The organism is Bacillus cereus group sp. MYBK216-1 (assembly GCF_051916495.1).
GTDB lineage: Bacteria > Bacillota > Bacilli > Bacillales > Bacillaceae_G > Bacillus_A > Bacillus_A thuringiensis_K.
Map to the genome: position 1 here is coordinate 86,532 of NZ_JBQAGT010000008.1, position 18,844 is coordinate 105,375.

The window sequence follows — 18,844 nt, forward strand, 5'->3', positions numbered from 1 at the left end:
CTCACGTTTTTATGTTTTTAGAAAGAGGGGAAAGTGTAGTGGACTGTTTAGGTTGTAAATTAGCAAACGAAGAGGAAAAAATATATAAAGTATATGAAGATGATTATGTAACTTGCTTTTTAGATCATGCGCCTTTCTACCCAGGACATACTTTAATTGTGCCAAAGCAGCATGTTGTAGAAGTAGACGAATTAGATGACGTTGTAGCAAAATCCATTATGGATGCTTCTAAGCTTATTGCAAAAGCGATTAAGATAGTATATAAACCTGACGGAGTTACAGTTTGTCAAAATGGTGGAGTATTTAACGAGTTAACACATTATCACATGCATGTCGTACCAAGATATAAAGAGCGCTCATTTGCTGAGTTTTATACGGTGCAACCAGAGGAAAAGAAGAATCATAACTTGGAAGAGGCAAAGAATTTGTTAAAAGAAGCGATAGAGCATATGCTGCTTACTGAAAAGGCGTAAGAGGGATATTCCTAGGGAAACAGTCAAGAAAATTCTAATATTAAAAAGCCCAATTTCTCAGTTAAAATAGAGAAATTGGGCTTTTGTTTATTTTGTTATTAAATTTTATATATAAATAGATTTTATAGTGTCACAAATTATATCGCCCATTCGTTATATAGAGTGAGAGGAGGAATTATATGAAAGTTACAAACACCAATTATGAAAAGATGGAAGAGCTATACGAGTTGTACGAACAAAAAATTTATTACGTAGCTTATTCTATTTTGAATAATATTCAGCAGGCAGAAGATGCAGTTCAAGAGACGTTTATTACTCTTTATAAGAACTTGGAAAAGCTCCATAACTTGGCTACTCAAGAGCTTAAACGTTACATTTTGAGGGTCGCGAAAAACAAGGCAATTGATAGTTACCGGAAAAATAAACGACATGAAACATTTTTAGAAGAATATGAAAGAGAATCAGTAGAGGCAGTAGATGAAAATATTGAAGAGTGGGAAAAACGTAAAATGTCTGAGCTTCAAATTGATGCATTGCTAAAAGAGTTAAATGAATCTAACAGACAGGTGTTTAAGTACAAAGTCTTCTATAACTTAACGTATCAAGAAATTTCAAGTGTTATGGGGATAACGGAGGCAAATGTCCGCAAGCAGTTTGAACGCGCTCGAAAACGAGTCCAAAATATGATAGGAGGTATACAACATGACGAATTCAAAGAACTCCAAAGAAATATATGAACTTGCTGAAAAAATTGCTTTAGAAGATTTTGATAAACTTGAAGAACAACATGAATTTTCACATACATATACGCGCAAAAAGAAATTGTTTTTGGAGGAAATGAAGCTGAAAGATGGACAACCGCAGAAAAAGCGTAAAAGACATCGTATGTTAATCGCTGCTGCTTGCTTATTGATCGGCATGCCGACAACCGTTTTTGGAGCAGTGAAAGTCTATAATATGATCGTTCAAAAACAAAATTATGAAGTAAATGTTTCCTTAACAAATAAGGATTCGAAAAAGAGTGATCAGTGGTATAAGTTGAAGGTTGGTAAATTGCCAGAAAATATGGAAGCAATTGATGACTCTGCTATGAAATATTCATTTAAAGATAACTATGCAAAGGGTGGATTTTCATTCGTTCTTTGGAGAGTAGGAGGGAATTTAGATTTTCCAACCCTGTACTCGAAAAATTATGAAGAAAAAGAGATAAATGGTAAGAAGGCAGTAATTGTCCATAGAGAAAATGGTAATAAAGATTTAATGTTTAATAGAGTAATTTTTCTCTATTTTGAGGAAGAAGGAATTATGTTACAAAGTTATATTGGAAATGATATAAACGAAGAACAAATGATAGATGTGCTAGGGAGCATTTCACTTGAGCCCACGTCAAAAGAAAAGTCATCATATATAAGCGATTATGATAAAAAGTATTTTAGCCAAGAAAGTAAAACAACTAAGGTAATTCCTTTGAAGAAGGATAGCAAACGACTATTTCATATAGGGCAAAAGGTTCCAGTAACGATATCTATGGATAACAGTCAAATTGAATATGTGATAGAAAAAGTTGAAGCCTTTGATTCAATCAAAGATTTTAAACAAGAGAACTTTAATGAAATGGGCTTAGGAATACTAAGCAGGAATCAAGCTTTGGATCAAGCTGGACAATTGATACCATATAGAAGGGATAAATATAAAATTGGAAATGGTAAAGATTCAATTGATCAATTAGTAGAATCAAAATTAATTCATCCTAAATTTGTCTACCTGACAACAACAGTGAAAAATATAGGTAAACAGGCGACAGAAGAAATCTATATGACTCCATCTATAAAAGTTCTTGAAGATAAAGGAAATGCATGGCAGTATGCTGGGAAAGATGGAATCGCAGAAAAAAATATTATGACAGGCGAAGTTGATTATTTAGAGCCTCATGGAGATGGAAAAAGCTTTTACAATATTGGCAGTATCACACCAGGAGAAACGGTAAAAGTTAATTTAGGTTATTTTGTAGATGAAGATAAATTAGATTCAATCTTTTTGGATGCTTTCAATTACAGAGGGATTGGTGACACTGAAAATATGAATTCGAAAAATCGTTGGTGGTTTGATATTCGTCAATCGTAAACATAATAAAAACAACTAGATTAAAAAGCTGCTTATATTTAGCAGCTTTTTTCGTCTCCATACATATGTAAAACTTCTTTCGCACGCATACGTAAACCATCTATCAATTCTATCGGTTCTAAAACTTTTGCATCTTTTCCGAGTCTATAAAATAAAGGGGTAATAAAATTGATTTCTCCTTTATCAATTGTTGAATGTATATATCCTGTCCCGTTTTCGTTTGTTACAACGAATTCTTCAAGGTAAGGCACGCTTTTACATTGGCGTACGCCTTCTGTTGACAGTAAAACATGTAACTGAGTAGGATTATGTACTACGTGAGAGTTAGAGGCAAACCACTCTTCTAAATTCATGAATGTATCTTCATTTTCTTCCGTTGATAATATAGAAAGAATACGATCGACGCGATACAGTAATGTTTTTTCTACATTAAAATCATAAGCAGGTAAATACCATAAACCATCATGCGCATATACACCGATAGGATGAACGTGTTTTGTTTTGATCCTTGATTTAGATTCGTATTGAAAGTGTAAATTTTTATTTTCAATAGCCGCTGTTAACACTTCGTTTAAAAGTGGTGTCTCAATTGTTCTTTTCGGATTCCAAAAGGCGATATAAGAACGTATTTTGTCAACTTTAGCTTTCGCATCATGTTGTAGGGAGCTATATAGTTTATGTGTAACGGAATTTATTTCTGTGTTAAAAGGCAAGTCTCTGTAGTAGCTTAAAGATTGAAAGGCAAAAAAGATGGAGACTGCTTCTTCTTCGGTAAATAAAATAGGTGGAATTACTCTATTCGTTAATACTTTATATCCTCCGTTGCGACCTTGTTCAGCGTAAATGGGTAATCCCATATCACTTAAATCTAAAATGTATCTATGGACAGTACGAACAGAAATATTAAATTCATCAGCTATTTCTTGCGCTGTAAATGCTTTTTTCGCAGAAGCAAATATAAGAATATCTAATAAGCGTTTAGCTTTTGACAAATGTATCACCTTTTTTCTTTTTAAACATGACATAAATTGTCGTGTTTTATTGTTAGTATATTGTTTACAGCATAATGTTATCAAGATGAGATGTAAGGAGGAAAAAATATGTCACGTGAAATAGTTTTATTTATTGCGGCGAGCTTAGATGGATATATTGCGAAAGAAGATGATGATTTACAGTGGTTAATGGAAACCGAAGGGGAGGGAGATAACGGTTATACAGAAATGTACGAAACGATTGATACAATAATTATGGGAAAAAGAACGTACGATTATGTAGTAGAGCATATAGAACCATTCCCGTATTTAGATAAAAAATGTTATGTTTTTTCTAACTCAGAAAAAGGTTCAAACGAACACGTGGAGTTTGTAAATGAAGATGTAGTGGAGTTTACAAAAAGGTTGAAAGAGCAAGAAGGATCTAAAATATGGATGGTCGGTGGAGGGGGTCTACTAAGAGAGTTCTTTAAGAATAATCTAATTGATGAATATATCGTTACGATTACACCGCATATATTAGGTTCTGGAGTTCCGTTATTTCAAGACAAGAACCCGGAAATCAATTTAACTTTAACGGATACGAAACGTTTTGGACAATTTGTAAATTTATATTATAAAGTTAAATGATAAAGAAACACGACTACTGATGGTAGTCGTGTTTTTGTATAGATGCTAATGAAATGATAAAGCAAGACCCGTGATTAACTTCGCTCGTTACACTAATATTCCCGCCGTGTAGTTCTACAATTTCTTTTACGATAGATAGTCCTAAACCAGTTCCACCTGTAGCTCGTGATCTTGCTTTATCAACTCGATAAAAACGGTCGAAAATGTGAGGGAGGTCTTCAGGCGGAATACCTTCGCCTTCATCTTCAATTGTAATGGAAATACGTTTATGTTCTTTTGTAACAGAAATATTTATATGAGAATGTTCTTTTGAATGTCTATAAGCGTTATTTAAAATGTTTATTATCACTTGTTCAAATCGCTGTTCATCTAAGTTTACTAGCAGTGTAGGAGGACAAGAGAAAGAAACTTTAATGTATCTTTCTTTATATATGGCGTTCACTTTTTTAGCTATGCGAGTAAGGAAGGTGTGTAAATGCACTTCCTTTACTTGAATAGAAAAGTTATGCTGTTCCATTTGTGCAAGTGAAAATAAATCTTGAACTAAGTTTGTAATGTAATCAGACTCATCTTTTATAATAGATAAATATCGCAAACGTTGCTCTGGGGGTGTGCTTTCTTTTAAAGCAATGTCAGCGTAACCTCTTACGTATGTTAACGGTGTTCGTAATTCGTGAGCAACACTTGCTAGAAATTCACTTCGCTCTGTTTTCATATAATGTAAATCATTAGCAAGCGTTTGAATAGATGATGCTAGTTCACCAATTTCATCATTTCGAGTAGTCGTTAACGAAACTGATAAATCGCCTTTACTCATTTTTTCAGTGGCATGTTTCATGTGTAACAATGGTTTTGTTAACAACCGTGATAAGAGAAAGATAGTGATGGCTGTTAATAGAAACGTAATGACGCCGGCAATAATGAATTGTCTTGTTAGCCCATTCACCATCTCTTCAATGGATTCTGTCCCAAGAAACATGTACACATAGCCTTCATGTTTTCCATCTACTACAATGGGACTAACTGTACATATATAATTAGATGTTTTCCAATGATTCTCTATAATTGCGCCTTCATGATCTGTCCGTGTTTGCATCTTTTTAATATGCTTTTTTATAGTAGTATTTATTTCGTTGGATTTAGCTAGTACATCCTTATTTGCATTTGTAATAACAACAGTCGTTTCGGCTTCGGATTCCATTAGTGCAACATGGGAGATTGTTTGCTTATCAAAATACTTTTCAAGCACATCTCTGTGACTATTTCCGCGCTTTAATAAAGCTGTCATTTCTTCATTTACTCTATTGTTGACAAGGCTATAATAAAGCAAGACAAATAGAACACTTTCGATTAAAAGTGTAACAATTAAAAAATAAAATCCGAGTTGAATAGATATTCGCTTCATCGTTTTGCTCCTTAATCTAAAGTATCAATCCACCGATACCCGACTCCATAAACTGTTTTTAAATGGTGATCAATAGGGAAATTTACTTTTCGTAATTTATCACGTAAATTACGAATATGTGAATCGACTGTGCGATCTTCTGTATTTGTGTTTAACCCCCAAATTCGTTCGATGAGCTGATCACGGTTTAATACGTAGTTCACATGGCGTAAAAATAATCCGAGTAAAGAAAATTCAATTGGTGTGAGAAGGAGTTCTTCATTATGGACAGAAACGAAGTGTTTTGTTTCATCCCATACAATACCGTGATATTGGATTTGTTTATGTTCATTTGTACGTCTTAAAACAGCTTCAATTCTTGCGAAAAGTTCCTCCTCATGGAAAGGTTTCGTTACGTAATCATCGGCTCCAAGTTTTAATCCTTGAACGACATCTACTGTTTGATCACGAGCTGTAACCATAATAATAGGAATGTTACTAAAAGATCGGATTTTTTTGCACGTTTCCCATCCGTCCATCTTTGGCATCATAATATCGAGTAAAACAAATTTAAAGTTTCGATTTTCTATATGTAAAATAGCTTCTTCTCCTGAAGTCGCACATACGCAGTTATATCCAATTGGGGTAAGATAAAGCGTTAATAATTCAAGCATTCTCGGTTCATCGTCTACGAGCAGTATATCAATCATAGAGAGCCCTCCATATTTATAATCGTTACTTAAAGTGTAATGCAAAATCATGAAGAAATGGTGCAGATTATGATGCGTCTGCATAATTTCTTCAGAATTGCTTGTTATTGTGGAGTTGAAATTACATTTTAGGTAATCATATTGGCTCAAAAATGATTAATGCGGAGGCGGTATAGTGAAAAAAATGACCCGAATTTTTGGGATAACAATAATTACAGCAGTGGGTCTTGCTGCATGTGGACAAACGAATACAGACCATAAAAACCATGAAGCTACAAAAGAGAAGAAAACAGAGCAAAAGGAAATGAAAATGGTTCAGGAAGTAACTACGCCGAAAGAAATGAACCAAGTGGCATCGAATGATTTATTAACGACAAGTCTAAAAAATGTGACGAGGTTAAATACAAATGATCCCCTGCAAATGGCAGTGTTAACTTCGCAAACGATATGGCCAGCAACCCATAAAGAGAACCAGCCAGGTGCTGTTATTTTAGTACCAGCAAGCGAGTGGCAATTAGGCATTGCGAGCGCGGACCTTATTCATCATCCGAATAACGGGCCGATTTTATTTATAGAAAAAGAAAAGGTACCCGAAATGACGTTAAAAGAAATAAAACGGCTAAATCCGCTCGGAACGAAAGATGGAACACAAATTATGGTAATGGGGGATGTAGGTGCTAGCACGCTTGCACAATTAAAAGATTATAAAGTAAAGCAAATAAAGGAAACGGATCCAGCTATATTCGCTAAAGATGTGGATAAAGAATACACCGATATAACAGGAAGCTACCCAAATAGTGTTATTATCGGTTCGTCTGAAGAAGAAGGACGTTTATATACAACACCCGCTGTAAACTGGATTTCTCATATGCCGGAACCACTACTGTATACAGAAAAGGATAAAGTGCCAGAAGCGACAATAGAGGCATTAAAGATGAGAAAAGATAAAGCAAATATATATTTACTAGGACCAGAAAAAATTGTTTCAAAAGAAGTAGAAAAAGAGTTAAGCAAATACGGGAAAGTAACGCGTATTAGCGGTGAGAATCCAACAGAAAATTCTATCGCATTTGCGAAGTTTAAAGATGAAAAAACAAAATTTGGCTGGGGATTCATAAAACCTGGTCACGGTTTATCATTTGTTTCAAGCAAAACACCAGATTTAGCAGTTGCTGGGGCACCATTTTCACATATGGGTAAACATGCCCCTGTTATCTTTTTAGAGGAAGGAAAAGCTTCACAACCAGTGTATGACTTCCTTGCAAGTATTCAGCCGAAGTTTAAAGATGACCCAACACTTGGACCGTATAATCACGGCTTCTTATTAGGAAGTACGAGTGATATTTCATTCGAAACACAAGGAATATTAGATGAGAGATTAGAGATTGTGCAAGAAAGTGGTCAAGGGCATGATGGGCATTAATAAAAGGAGTAAAGGCGCTACTGAGGTAGCGTCTTTTTCTTTAGGAAACTTTTACATAGCAAAAAATCTTCTACTCGTTATATAATAGCTTTCGTGCAGTCGGCTAGATTTTCTTATGGAGAAAATCAAATTATAAAGGAGTAGAGGAGTGGTATTTTGTTTCAAACGATAAAAAATGACTGGTTTTCTAATGTGAGAGGGGACGTGTTATCAGGAATTGTCGTTGCTTTAGCATTAATCCCTGAAGCGATAGCCTTCTCTGTTATTGCAGGCGTGAATCCGACAGTTGGACTATACGCAGCCTTTTGTATTGCGGTTACCATTTCATTTGTTGGCGGAAGAACTGGAATGATTTCAGCTGCAACAGGTGCAATGGCATTATTAATGGTAACGCTTGTTAAAGATCATGGTTTGCAATATTTATTTGCTACAACAATATTAACAGGTATCGTCCAAATTATTTTTGGCGTGTTCAAACTGAGCTCATTTATGAAGTTTGTTCCGAAATCTGTTATGAGTGGTTTTTTAAATTCACTTGGAATTTTAGTTTTTACAGCGCAATTACCGCATTTTAAAAATGCAACTTGGCAAATGTATGCACTCGTTGTATTAGGACTTGCAATTATATATGTATTTCCACGTATTACAACGGCTGTACCTTCTACGCTTATTTCAATTATTATTGTGACGAGTATTGCACTTATGAGCGGATTACAGTTGAAAACAGTAGGGGATATGGGAAGCTTGCCGAAAGAATTACCGTTCTTTAGTATTCCTGATGTGCCATTTACATTAGAAACATTAGGGATTATTTTACCTTATGCAGTTATGCTTGCAATCATTGGTTTACTAGAGTCTTTATTAACAGCTTCAGTTTTAGATGATATGACGCATACGGAAAGTAATAAGCATAAAGAGGCACGCGGACAAGGGATCGCAAACGTTGTTGCTGGTTTCTTCGGAGGAATGGCAGGTTGTGCAATGATTGGTCAATCTGTTATTAATATTAAATCAGGTGGACGCGGACGATTATCGACGTTTATAGCGGGCGGGTTTTTAATTGTATTACTATTCGTTTTAGGTGATTATGTTGTTCATATTCCGATGGCAGCATTAGTTGCAGTTATGATTATGGTTTCGATCGGAACATTTGATTGGAACTCTGTAACAACGATTCATAAAGTACCAAAAGGGAATGCATTCGTTATGATCGTAACAGTAGTAGTCGTTCTTATTACCCACAATTTAGGGTTAGGCGTAGTCATTGGGACAGTAATTAGTGCCGTATTATTTGCATTCAATATGGCAAAGATTCACGTGAAACATTTATATATTGAAAATAAGAAAATATACGAAATTCACGGTCAACTTTTCTTTGCGTCTACGGCAGATTTTATAAATGCTTTTTCATTTAATGAAGATGTGAAAGAAATTGAGATGAACTTTACTCATGCGCATGTATGGGATGATTCAGCAGTGGCATCAATTGATAAAGTTATCATGAAGTATGAACAAAGTGGTGTGAAAGTGAGTATAACGGGATTAAATGAACGTAGCTCAAAACTTGTTGCAAATTTAGCTACTTATAATAAAAGAATTGCTAGTTAAAAGCCTCCTTTTTAGGGGGCTTTATTATATAATACGAGTAGGATAACGAAAAGGGGATTCAGCATATGTACAAACAAATTATATTAGCATGTGACGGTTCTGAACATGCACTTCGAGCAGCGGAGCATGCAACATATATTGCGAAATGTAGCGAAGAAACAAATGTTGAAGTTGTGTACGTAGTAGATAATAGAACGGCAAAATCAGATATTATACAAGGTCAAACAGATTTAGAAACAATATCAGCTAGTCGAAAAGATAAATTAAAAGAGATTGAAGGTTTATTAAAGAAAGAGAACATTTCTTATACAATTACGATATTACATGGTGATCCTGGAGATACGATTGTTCAATATGTAAATACAGGAGATATAGATCTTGTTATCGCTGGAAGTAGAGGATTAAATACATTGCAAGAAATGGTGCTTGGAAGTGTAAGTCATAAAATAGCAAAACGAGTGAAATGTCCGGTGATGATTATAAAATGAAATAGAATGTAACGAAGACCTTAGTATAACTGAGGTCTTTTTTATGTATAAATGACTCTTATTTGTGGAAATACTAGATATATAAGTTGAAAAGATGTTAACTTACAAATTTGTAAGTTAGTTGTTAGAGAAATCGATGTTATGAAATTTTTCCCATTGGTAAAATAAAAGTATCAAAGGGGAGATAGGGAGGATGGAAGCAATGAAATCATTTCAAAATTTGTCATATAGTCAAGGGGTAAGTTTAATTTGTCTAGGGGGATTTGCTGCATCTGTTACGTTAGCTGTTTTAATAAAGGTGTTTCATCAAATCTTTTAATATTAGAGTAGGGAAGGAATTGGTTGTTATTATTAGTAGGAACAGCAATGAAAATAAAAAATAGCTCTTAGCATGTATGTAGATGCTAAGAGCTATTTTTTATGCTTGTTATATGTTATTTAAGCTTGTTTTGATTTTACTGACCCTGTCTTTAAAGTAAGAGCAAGGAAGAACATTGCAAGTACGCAAGATGCGAGTAATAAGATGAATCCGCCATCCCATCCGAATGCATCTACGATAAAGCCCATAGCTGCACTAGCGAAAGCAGCTCCGCCTAAGTAACCGAAGAATCCAGTTAAGCCTGCTGCAGTTCCAGCAGCTTTCTTTGGTGCTAAATCTAGAGCGTGTAGACCAATTAACATAACCGGTCCGTAAATTAAAAATCCAATTGCGACAAGTGCGATACTATCAACCATTGGATTACCAGGAGGGTTTAACCAGTAAACAAGAACTGCGATAAATACACCAACCATAAATAAAATACCAGCAGGTGCACGACGTCCTTTAAATAGTTTATCACTCATCCATCCGCAAAGAAGTGTACCTGGAATACCAGCCCATTCATATAGAGCGTAAGCAGTACGTGAGCTACTATGAGTAAAGCTTTTTTCTTCTACTAAATAAGTAGGAGCCCAGTCTACAACGCCGTAACGTACGAAATATACGAAAACGTTCGCAATAGCGATGTACCATAAAAACTTATTGTTTAATACATATTTAAACAAAATTTCCTTTACTGAAAGCTCGCGTTCGCGATCTTTTACTTTTTCATCTGGTGGATATTCCCCAGTATGTTCTTCAATAGAAGGTAGTCCACAAGATTGAGGCGTATCTTTCATCGTAATTAATACATAAATACCAACTAAAATTGAAAGAATACCTGGGAAGTAAAAAATACTTTTCCAGTCATCTGCGAAGAAGTATAAGCCTAATGTTACAAGGGAAGGCATAAGCGCTCCGCCAACATTATGAGCGACGTTCCAAATAGACATTTTTGTACCACGTTCGCTAATAGAGAACCAGTGAACCATCGTACGACCACAAGGAGGCCATCCCATACCTTGTACCCATCCATTTAAAAACTGAAGTACAAACATAAGTATAATGCTCGTTGTAATGAAAGAAAATGAGCCGAAAATAATATTAATGATACCTGATAAAAATAGCCCAGCTGCTAAAAAGTAGCGAGGATTACAACGATCGGATACGATACCCATAAGAAATTTACTTAATCCGTAAGCGATAGAAACTGCTGAAAGGATAACCCCAAGTTCCCCTTTACTAAAGCCTTGCTCGATTAAGTATGGCATTGCTAGTGAAAAGTTTTTTCGAACAAAGTAGTAACCTGCATAACCGATGAAGATACCTAAGAATACTTGTAAACGTAATTTACGGTATTCGCTATCAACGCGATCAGCTGGTAAGCGTTCCGCGTGGGGCGCAGGTTTAAATAATTGTGTGAAAAACATAAAATGAAAATCCTCCCCTAATTAATTCGAAGCGTTTTAAGACAGAGAACATAAAAAGGCCATGAAATATAAAAAAGTTTCCTTTTTTATGATTCATAGCCGTGTACTCCGTTTCTCCGTGACTGTCAATATTAACTTCGTCGAAAATTATACAACTTTGTGACAAAAATGTAAACGTTTTTATGAATAAAAGTATTGACGGATTTTGTTCGTGGGATTAATATTTAAATACATTAAATATTTTATTGTTTAAATAAGAGGTGGATAACATGCCAAATGATATGACGCATATCGATAAAATTCAAGCTCTTGCCTTTTCGATTGGAAAGAAAATGCAGACGGAGTTATTAGAACAAATGCAAGCGACAGGACTTACACCACCGCAGTTTTATATTTTAAAGATTTTAGATCATTATGGGGCTTCAAGAGCGACAACATTAGCGAAAAAGATGTATGTGAAGCCTAGCGCGATTACAGTGATGATTGATCGTCTAATCGATCAAGAACTTGTAGAACGCTATCACGACAAAGATGACCGTCGCGTTGTCATCATCGAGTTAACGAAAAAGGGGAAATCTAGAGTAGAAGAGGCAATGACAGCTCGTAACGAGCATATTGCAAAATACTTTTCACATTTAGAGTTGCAAGAAAGAGAAGATTTATTACGTCTCTTTGAGAAGTTAGAAACCATTATTTGTGGGACACAAGAGAAAAAAGAGAATAACTAAGAGGAATTGAGGAGATTACATGGAGCAACAAGAAAATCAAAATAGAAAGTTGTTGTTAATCGGTTTAATTATCGCGATGCTATTTGCTGCATTAGATGGAACAATTGTTGGTACAGCAATGCCACGTATCGTCGGTGACCTAGGTGGATTAAGTTTAATGACATGGTTAACAACAGCTTATATGTTAACATCAACGACAGTTGTACCAATTGCAGGTAAATTAGCGGATTTACTTGGTCGTCGTAACGTATATATAACAGGGCTAGTTATTTTCATGATTGGTTCGGCGTTATGTGGTATGGCAAATGGTATGACAGAATTAATTATTTTCCGTGGTATTCAAGGTCTTGGTGGCGGTATTATGATGCCAATGGCTATGATTATTATTGGAGATATGTTCACGGGGAAAGAACGTGCAAAATGGCAAGGTATTTTTGGTGCGTTATACGGCCTTGCTTCTGTAATTGGACCACAAGTTGGTGGTTGGATTGTAGATGCAGTGAACTGGAGATGGGTATTCTACATTAACTTACCGGTTGGCATTTTAGCAACAATCTTTATTGCAATGGGATTAAAATCGCATAAACAAACAGGACCAATTAAAATTGATATCGCTGGAATCTTTACGATGATTCTCGGTGTTGTAAGTTTATTACTTGCGCTAACGTTTGGCGGAAAAGATTATGCATGGGATTCTTGGCAAATTATCGGTTTATTTGCACTAGCTGTAATTGGTATTGTTAGCTTTGTTATCGTTGAAACGAAAGCTGAAGAGCCAATTTTACCAATGCATTTCTTTAAAAATCGCACATTTACAATACTGAATGCGATTGGATTCTTTATGAGTATTGGAATGTTCGGTGCGATTATGTTCGTACCATTCTTCATGCAAGGTATTGTAGGAGTAAGTGCTGCTGAATCAGGAACAATTATGACCCCAATGATGATTACAATGATTGTGATGAGTATTATCGGTGGGCAACTTGTATTAAAAGTTGGTGTAAAACCACAAATTATCGCAGGTATGCTTATTATGGCCGGTGGTTTCTGGTTATTAACAACGATGGATATGCACACAACGAAGCTTACAGCTACTTCTTATATGATGGTTATCGGTTTAGGAATGGGTCTTGTAATGCCGACATTAACATTAGCGTTACAAGAAAGCTTCCCGAAAAAAGACCTTGGTGTTGTAACATCATCAAGTCAGTTCTTCCGACAAATCGGTGGTACATTTGGTATTACAATTTTAGGATCAATTATGAATAACACTTCAGGTACGACATTAACAAAGAATTTAGTACCTGTATTAGATACATTCCCGAAAGAAGCGGGTCAAATGGTAACGAAATTTAAAGATATGATTCACACAGATCCACAAGGTTTATATTCGATGCTATTTAGCCCAGAGGCATTAAAACAAATGCCAGAAGCGTTCGCTAACAGCATTGTACCTATTTTGAAAAACTCTTTAGTAGACTCGCTTCATACTGTATTCTTAACAGGATTAGTATTTATCGTAGTAGGTGCCATCTTTACGATTTTCTTACAAAAAATTAAACTATCAGATCGTAAAAAAGATGCTGAAGAGCCTGCTGTAGAAGAAAAAGAAAAAACTGTATCATACTCATAATGAAGAAGCATCGCCTTATGGCGGTGCTTCTTTGAGTATAACCTTAAAAGCTTTTTAGTGAGAAATGATTGACGTATTTTTAGAAATACGTTATATTATTTTCTGTAAACGGTTACATGAAGTGAGGAGAAAAGAGAATGAGTACGATCAAAGACGTTGCGAAATTAGCGGGAGTATCTGTTGCGACCGTTTCCAGAGTTCTAAATAAAAATGGATATGTTCACGAAGATACATTAAAAAAGGTAGAACGTGCAATTGAGATGTTAGATTATAAGCCTAGTACAGTAGCGCGTTCACTGTATAATAAAAAGTCTCGTTTAATTGGCTTAGTTGTTCCAAATATCGTGAATCCATTCTTTCCGGAAGTTGCACGTGCCGTAGAAGATGTAGCACATAAACAAGGTTACACAGTTGTCCTTTGTAACTCTGATGAAAGTTTAGAAAAAGAGAAACAATATATTGATGTGCTTAGACAAAATAATGTAGATGGATTTATTGTAGCAACGAATCCACAAAATAGTGTTAATTACATGAATGTATCTGTTCCAGTTGTTGCGATTGACCGTATGTTTAATGAGCGTATTCCTACTGTATATGCAGATAACTATGCAGGAAGTCAGGCTGCGACAAAGTTGTTACTAGATAAAGGATGTAAACATATTGCACATATTCGCGGTCCACGTGATGTGAGTACTGCAAATGAACGCTTTGAAGGTTTTGTAGACGTTATTACGCAAAATAATCTTTCGTATATGATTGCAGAGAGTACGTTTGATCCAGCAAATAGTGAGCGTGTAGCGATGGAATTATTAGAAGAATACCCGCATATTGATGGTATTGTTGCTGGGAATGATTTAATTGCGATTGGTATTGTAAAGGCTGCACTTCAAAAGGGGATTGCCATTCCAGATGATTTACAAATTATCGGATTTGATGGAATTTCTTTAACGGAAATGATGTATCCATCTATTACAACAGTTGCACAACCGATATATGAAATGGGGAAAATTGCAACAGAGTTGTTGCTAGAGCAAATGGAAGGAAATACATTAGAAGAGAAACACTATCGTTTACCGATTGAAATTATAGAACGAAATACAACGAAGTAAGGAGATGAAACAGATGCCAAATATTGCAGTAGTAGGAAGCATTTCAATGGACTTAGTGGCTGTTTCAAAGAAACGGCCGAAAGCAGGAGAAACAGTAATTGGTGAAGAGTTTCATACAATCCCAGGAGGGAAAGGGGCAAACCAAGCAGTTGCTGCAGCTAGGTTAGGAGCAAATGTAGCAATGGTTGGAGCCGTAGGAAATGATGATTATGGAACAGTAGTTAGAACAAATTTAGAGGACGAACGCGTTTTTATCGATTATGTGGTACCGGTTACAGATAGAACGACAGGAATTGCTCATATCGTTTTAGCAGAAGAAGATAACAGTATCGTTGTCGTACAAGGGGCAAATGCTTTTGTAAACAAGTCAGTGGTAGATCGCTCCAAAGACCTTCTTGTAAAAGCGGATATGGTTGTTCTTCAACTGGAAATTCCACTTGAAACAGTAAAATATGTATTAGCTATTTGTGAGGAACATAACATTCCTGTTATGTTGAATCCAGCGCCAGCACAAGTTTTATCAGAAGATATTTTAGAAAAAGCAACTTATATTACGCCAAATGAACATGAGTGCCGCATCGTATTAGATGATTTTACATCACCAATTGAAGATTTATTGGCGAAGTATCCAAATAAATTATTGATGACAGAAGGTTCTAAAGGTGTCCGTTTCCATAATGGAACAGAGATTGTACATGTTCCTAGCATTGCTGTTGATGTAGTGGATACAACTGGAGCTGGTGATACATTTAATGGTGCGCTAGCAGTTGCACTTTCTGAAGGAGAGACACTTCAAAAAGCAATTCGTTTCGCGAATATTGCTGGTGGTCTTTCTGTAACAAAACTTGGAGCACAGGGCGGTATGCCAACGAGAGATCGAGTACGTGAAGTGCAGGTGATTGTTGGATGAAAAAGCATGGTGTATTAAACAGTGAAATCGCGGCAGTCCTTGCTTCACTTGGGCATACAGATATGGTTGTAATTGCTGATTGCGGGTTACCGATTCCGGATGGAGTAAAACGAATTGATTTAGCTGTTGAGATTGGAAAACCGAGTTTTTTAGAGGTGTTACAAGTTGTAGCTGATGATATGGCAATTGAAAAAGTGACGTTAGCAGAAGAAGTCATTATAAAGAATGCGGAAGTAAATAAAGAAATCGAGCAGAAATTAATAGAGCCAGCATTTGAGTATGTATCTCATGAACAATTTAAAGAGCATACAAAGAAAGCGAAGGCGATTATTCGTACAGGTGAGGCTACGCCTTATGCAAATATAATTTTACATGCAGGCGTGATTTTTTAATAAAGGGAAGTGATGGGAATGCATATTGAAATGAAAAACATTTCAAAGGCGTTCAATGGAAATCCTGTTTTGAAGAATGCACAGTTTATGATTGAAACAGGAGAAGTCCATGCATTGATGGGGGAAAATGGAGCGGGTAAATCAACGCTCATGAAGATTTTAACAGGTGTATACAAAAAAGATGGTGGGACAATCACAATTGATGGGCAAGAGCGCACCTTTAAAAATGCGAAAGAAGCTGAAGAGTACGGCATCGCATTTATACATCAAGAACTAAACATATTGCCGAATTTAACAGTAGCTGAAAATATGTTTCTCGGTAAAGAGTTAATGTATGGGAAAACAGGTATTTTACGCACTCGACAAATGAATGCGATTGCGCAGCAGCAACTAGCGGAGTTAGGGTTGCATGTAAGAGGCGCTATGTTAGCAGAGGAATTATCGGTTGGACAACAGCAAATTATCGAAATTGCGAAAGCATTAATGACAAACGCGAGCGTTATTATTATGGATGAACCTACTGCGGCACTGACGGATCGTGAAATCGAAACGCTCTTTACAGTAATCAATAAGTTACGTAAAGAAGGTGTTTCATTCGTGTACATTTCGCATCGTATGGAAGAGATTTTCTCAATATGTGATGCTATTACGATTTTGCGTGATGGAGAATACGTCGGAAAGAGATTAATTCCAGAAACATCATTTGATGAAGTAGTGAGTATGATGGTGGGGCGCAGCATTGGTGAACGTTATCCAGAGCGAAATAGTCAAATTGGTGATGTCATTTTTGAAATGCGTAACGGAACGAAGAAAGGGAAATTTGAAAATGTTTCGTTTCAAGTGAGGAAAGGTGAAATCCTTGGTGTAGCTGGTTTGATGGGGGCTGGTCGCACTGATATTATGAAAGCGATATTTGGTTATGAACCTTTAGACTCTGGACAAATTTTTATAAATGGACAAGAAGTAAAGATTGATAGTCCAATAGATGCAATTAGACAAAGAATTGCTTTTATTACAGAAGATAGAAAGTCTGAAGGATTAGTGCTAGATTTTTCAATTCGAGAAAATTTAGCTTTACCGAATTTAGAAAGTCTTTCAAAGGGAAGTGTTCTAAGCAACGAGCTAGAACAACAGTTTACAGAGGATATGATGAAGCTTCTTAATGTGAAAGCATCTAGCGGAGAGCAGGCAGTGAAATCTCTTTCTGGTGGAAATCAGCAAAAGATTGTAATCGCAAAATGGTTAGGCATTCATCCGCAATTACTCATTTTAGATGAGCCAACAAGAGGTGTTGATGTTGGAGCGAAAAAAGAAATTTACTCTATTATGAATAAGCTTACAGAGCAAGGCGATGCCGTTATTATGGTATCATCTGAGCTTCCGGAAGTTTTAGGGATGAGTGATCGAGTTCTTGTTATTCATGAAGGAAAAGTCCGCGGCATTTTAGGGAAAGATGAGGCATCACAAGAGTCTATTATGGCACTAGCTACAGGGGGAGAGTAAGGATGGCTAAGAAGGGGAATGTATTACAACAACTCGGTTCTTTAATCGGTTTAGTATTAATTATCGTCGTAATTACAGCTTTAAATCCAGCGTTTATTGAAATTCCAAATTTATTTAATATACTGCGTCAAGTATCGATTAATGCGCTTATTGCATTCGGAATGACCTTCGTAATTTTAACAGGGGGTATTGACTTATCGGTAGGTTCTATTTTAGCATTATCAAGTGCACTTGTTGCTGGAATGATGGCAAGTGGCATGGATCCGTTCCTTGCAATGGCAGTTGGACTATTAGCAGGTCTTGTAATGGGAATTGTAAACGGTATCATCATTGCGAAAGGAAAAGTAGCTCCATTTATTGCAACTTTAGCAACAATGACTATTTTTCGTGGGTTGACGCTTGTTTATATGGACGGACGTCCGATCACTGGTCTTGGTGATCATTTAATGTTCCAGATGTTTGGCCGCGGTTATTTTCTTGGTATTCCTGTACCAGCTGTTACAATGATGATCGCTTTCGCAGTACTGTACTTCATTTTGAAGAAAACGACATTTGGTCGCCGTACATTTGCAATTGGTGGAAATGAAGAAGCAGCAGCACTATCAGGTATTAATGTTACGAGAATTAAAGTAATGATTTACGGTCTTTCCGGAATTTTGGCAGCGCTTGCAGGTATTGTCTTAACATCACGATTAGATTCTGCACAGCCGACTGCAGGTACTTCTTATGAATTAGATGCAATTGCAGCAGTTGTATTAGGTGGAACAAGTCTTTCTGGGGGAAGAGGATGGATTGTTGGTACATTCATCGGTGTACTTATTATCGGTGTACTAAATAACGGTTTAAATTTATTAGGTGTATCTTCTTTCTTCCAACAAGTTGTAAAAGGACTTGTAATCTTACTAGCTGTATTAATTGATCGCAGAAAAGAAGCGTAATGGAGGGACAG

The 18,844-nt window shown here is 36.0% G+C and carries 19 protein-coding genes; 15 read left to right on the forward strand and 4 right to left on the reverse strand.

The features are described from left to right. The first annotated feature begins 38 nt into the window (after window positions 1–38). From ACTFRH_RS23685 to ACTFRH_RS23695, 3 genes are all read left to right on the forward strand, one after another. The gene (locus tag ACTFRH_RS23685; RefSeq protein WP_000340516.1) at window positions 39–473 is read left to right on the forward strand and encodes an HIT family protein; all 435 of its coding nucleotides are present in this window, start codon (window positions 39–41) and stop codon (window positions 471–473) included. A 179-nt stretch (window positions 474–652) separates the two neighbouring features. Beyond that, on the forward strand, window positions 653–1,210 hold the full coding sequence (locus tag ACTFRH_RS23690; RefSeq protein ID WP_000869302.1) for an RNA polymerase sigma factor: 558 nt from the start codon (window positions 653–655) through the stop codon (window positions 1,208–1,210). Next, window positions 1,176–2,597, forward strand: a complete 1,422-nt coding sequence (locus tag ACTFRH_RS23695; protein WP_000185140.1) for a DUF4367 domain-containing protein — start codon at window positions 1,176–1,178, stop codon at window positions 2,595–2,597. Before ACTFRH_RS23690 ends, ACTFRH_RS23695 begins: the two co-directional genes overlap by 35 nt. 38 nt (window positions 2,598–2,635) lie before the next feature. Here the strand turns inward: ACTFRH_RS23695 and ACTFRH_RS23700 are convergent, their stop codons facing one another. Continuing rightward, window positions 2,636–3,622: a helix-turn-helix transcriptional regulator gene (locus ACTFRH_RS23700; protein WP_003299997.1), complete on the reverse strand. Its 987-nt coding sequence runs from the start codon at window positions 3,620–3,622 to the stop codon at window positions 2,636–2,638. A gap of 75 nt (window positions 3,623–3,697) precedes the next feature. On the opposite strand from ACTFRH_RS23700, the gene ACTFRH_RS23705 reads away from it, so the two are divergent. Further along, the gene (locus tag ACTFRH_RS23705) at window positions 3,698–4,219 is read left to right on the forward strand and encodes a dihydrofolate reductase family protein (RefSeq protein ID WP_000085765.1); all 522 of its coding nucleotides are present in this window, start codon (window positions 3,698–3,700) and stop codon (window positions 4,217–4,219) included. 13 nt (window positions 4,220–4,232) lie between these two features. Here the strand turns inward: ACTFRH_RS23705 and ACTFRH_RS23710 are convergent, their stop codons facing one another. Further along, entirely contained in the window at window positions 4,233–5,624 is a 1,392-nt protein-coding gene (locus tag ACTFRH_RS23710; RefSeq protein ID WP_000822564.1) for a sensor histidine kinase, read from the reverse strand. Window positions 5,625–5,635: 11 nt separating this feature from the next. Further along, a complete protein-coding gene (locus ACTFRH_RS23715; protein ID WP_000565479.1) occupies window positions 5,636–6,313 on the reverse strand; it encodes a response regulator transcription factor in 678 nt (225 codons plus the stop codon). A gap of 175 nt (window positions 6,314–6,488) precedes the next feature. Between ACTFRH_RS23715 and ACTFRH_RS23720 the strand changes: the two genes are divergently transcribed. From ACTFRH_RS23720 to ACTFRH_RS23735, 4 genes are all read left to right on the forward strand, one after another. Beyond that, a complete protein-coding gene (locus ACTFRH_RS23720) occupies window positions 6,489–7,736 on the forward strand; it encodes a cell wall-binding repeat-containing protein (protein WP_000738853.1) in 1,248 nt (415 codons plus the stop codon). Between the two features lie 156 nt (window positions 7,737–7,892). Next, window positions 7,893–9,344, forward strand: coding sequence for a SulP family inorganic anion transporter (locus ACTFRH_RS23725; RefSeq protein WP_440048816.1), 1,452 nt, complete (start codon window positions 7,893–7,895; stop codon window positions 9,342–9,344). A gap of 65 nt (window positions 9,345–9,409) precedes the next feature. Continuing rightward, window positions 9,410–9,832: a universal stress protein gene (locus ACTFRH_RS23730; RefSeq protein WP_000277998.1), complete on the forward strand. Its 423-nt coding sequence runs from the start codon at window positions 9,410–9,412 to the stop codon at window positions 9,830–9,832. Between the two features lie 202 nt (window positions 9,833–10,034). Then, the gene (locus ACTFRH_RS23735; protein WP_000834733.1) at window positions 10,035–10,151 is read left to right on the forward strand and encodes a DUF4027 family protein; all 117 of its coding nucleotides are present in this window, start codon (window positions 10,035–10,037) and stop codon (window positions 10,149–10,151) included. A gap of 119 nt (window positions 10,152–10,270) precedes the next feature. On the opposite strand, the gene glpT is transcribed toward ACTFRH_RS23735, so the two are convergent. Next, window positions 10,271–11,620 (reverse strand): glycerol-3-phosphate transporter, encoded by a 1,350-nt coding sequence (gene glpT, locus ACTFRH_RS23740; RefSeq protein ID WP_000466383.1) that lies wholly within the window; start codon window positions 11,618–11,620, stop codon window positions 10,271–10,273. A gap of 269 nt (window positions 11,621–11,889) precedes the next feature. On the opposite strand from glpT, the gene ACTFRH_RS23745 reads away from it, so the two are divergent. From ACTFRH_RS23745 to ACTFRH_RS23775, 7 genes are all read left to right on the forward strand, one after another. Beyond that, complete coding sequence (locus ACTFRH_RS23745; protein ID WP_001132366.1) at window positions 11,890–12,348, forward strand: MarR family winged helix-turn-helix transcriptional regulator; 459 nt, start codon at window positions 11,890–11,892, stop codon at window positions 12,346–12,348. Window positions 12,349–12,367: 19 nt separating this feature from the next. Continuing rightward, complete coding sequence (locus ACTFRH_RS23750) at window positions 12,368–13,981, forward strand: MDR family MFS transporter (RefSeq protein WP_000437640.1); 1,614 nt, start codon at window positions 12,368–12,370, stop codon at window positions 13,979–13,981. 137 nt (window positions 13,982–14,118) lie between these two features. After that, the gene (gene rbsR / locus ACTFRH_RS23755; protein WP_000104057.1) at window positions 14,119–15,090 is read left to right on the forward strand and encodes a ribose operon transcriptional repressor RbsR; all 972 of its coding nucleotides are present in this window, start codon (window positions 14,119–14,121) and stop codon (window positions 15,088–15,090) included. Between the two features lie 13 nt (window positions 15,091–15,103). Continuing rightward, on the forward strand, window positions 15,104–16,000 hold the full coding sequence (gene rbsK / locus ACTFRH_RS23760; protein ID WP_001132879.1) for a ribokinase: 897 nt from the start codon (window positions 15,104–15,106) through the stop codon (window positions 15,998–16,000). Beyond that, on the forward strand, window positions 15,997–16,392 hold the full coding sequence (gene rbsD, locus ACTFRH_RS23765) for a D-ribose pyranase (protein WP_000716135.1): 396 nt from the start codon (window positions 15,997–15,999) through the stop codon (window positions 16,390–16,392). Before rbsK ends, rbsD begins: the two co-directional genes overlap by 4 nt. 18 nt (window positions 16,393–16,410) lie before the next feature. Continuing rightward, window positions 16,411–17,895, forward strand: coding sequence for a ribose ABC transporter ATP-binding protein RbsA (rbsA, locus tag ACTFRH_RS23770; protein WP_033703508.1), 1,485 nt, complete (start codon window positions 16,411–16,413; stop codon window positions 17,893–17,895). 2 nt (window positions 17,896–17,897) lie between these two features. Beyond that, entirely contained in the window at window positions 17,898–18,833 is a 936-nt protein-coding gene (locus ACTFRH_RS23775) for an ABC transporter permease subunit (protein WP_001074641.1), read from the forward strand. Window positions 18,834–18,844: the final 11 nt, after the last annotated feature.

What these genes read in the sequence shown, in the direction of transcription:
- rbsR (WP_000104057.1), top strand. Translation starts at nt 14,119, where the DNA reads ATGAGTACGATCAAAGACGTTGCGAAATTAGCGGGAGTATCTGTTGCG.
- rbsA (WP_033703508.1), top strand. Translation starts at nt 16,411, where the DNA reads ATGCATATTGAAATGAAAAACATTTCAAAGGCGTTCAATGGAAATCCT.
- ACTFRH_RS23690 (WP_000869302.1), top strand. Translation starts at nt 653, where the DNA reads ATGAAAGTTACAAACACCAATTATGAAAAGATGGAAGAGCTATACGAG.
- ACTFRH_RS23705 (WP_000085765.1), top strand. Translation starts at nt 3,698, where the DNA reads ATGTCACGTGAAATAGTTTTATTTATTGCGGCGAGCTTAGATGGATAT.
- ACTFRH_RS23730 (WP_000277998.1), top strand. Translation starts at nt 9,410, where the DNA reads ATGTACAAACAAATTATATTAGCATGTGACGGTTCTGAACATGCACTT.
- ACTFRH_RS23775 (WP_001074641.1), top strand. Translation starts at nt 17,898, where the DNA reads ATGGCTAAGAAGGGGAATGTATTACAACAACTCGGTTCTTTAATCGGT.
- ACTFRH_RS23750 (WP_000437640.1), top strand. Translation starts at nt 12,368, where the DNA reads ATGGAGCAACAAGAAAATCAAAATAGAAAGTTGTTGTTAATCGGTTTA.
- ACTFRH_RS23735 (WP_000834733.1), top strand. Translation starts at nt 10,035, where the DNA reads ATGAAATCATTTCAAAATTTGTCATATAGTCAAGGGGTAAGTTTAATT.
- rbsK (WP_001132879.1), top strand. Translation starts at nt 15,104, where the DNA reads ATGCCAAATATTGCAGTAGTAGGAAGCATTTCAATGGACTTAGTGGCT.
- ACTFRH_RS23715 (WP_000565479.1), bottom strand. Translation starts at nt 6,313, where the DNA reads ATGATTGATATACTGCTCGTAGACGATGAACCGAGAATGCTTGAATTA.
- ACTFRH_RS23700 (WP_003299997.1), bottom strand. Translation starts at nt 3,622, where the DNA reads ATGTCATGTTTAAAAAGAAAAAAGGTGATACATTTGTCAAAAGCTAAA.
- rbsD (WP_000716135.1), top strand. Translation starts at nt 15,997, where the DNA reads ATGAAAAAGCATGGTGTATTAAACAGTGAAATCGCGGCAGTCCTTGCT.
- glpT (WP_000466383.1), bottom strand. Translation starts at nt 11,620, where the DNA reads ATGTTTTTCACACAATTATTTAAACCTGCGCCCCACGCGGAACGCTTA.
- ACTFRH_RS23745 (WP_001132366.1), top strand. Translation starts at nt 11,890, where the DNA reads ATGCCAAATGATATGACGCATATCGATAAAATTCAAGCTCTTGCCTTT.
- ACTFRH_RS23695 (WP_000185140.1), top strand. Translation starts at nt 1,176, where the DNA reads ATGACGAATTCAAAGAACTCCAAAGAAATATATGAACTTGCTGAAAAA.
- ACTFRH_RS23710 (WP_000822564.1), bottom strand. Translation starts at nt 5,624, where the DNA reads ATGAAGCGAATATCTATTCAACTCGGATTTTATTTTTTAATTGTTACA.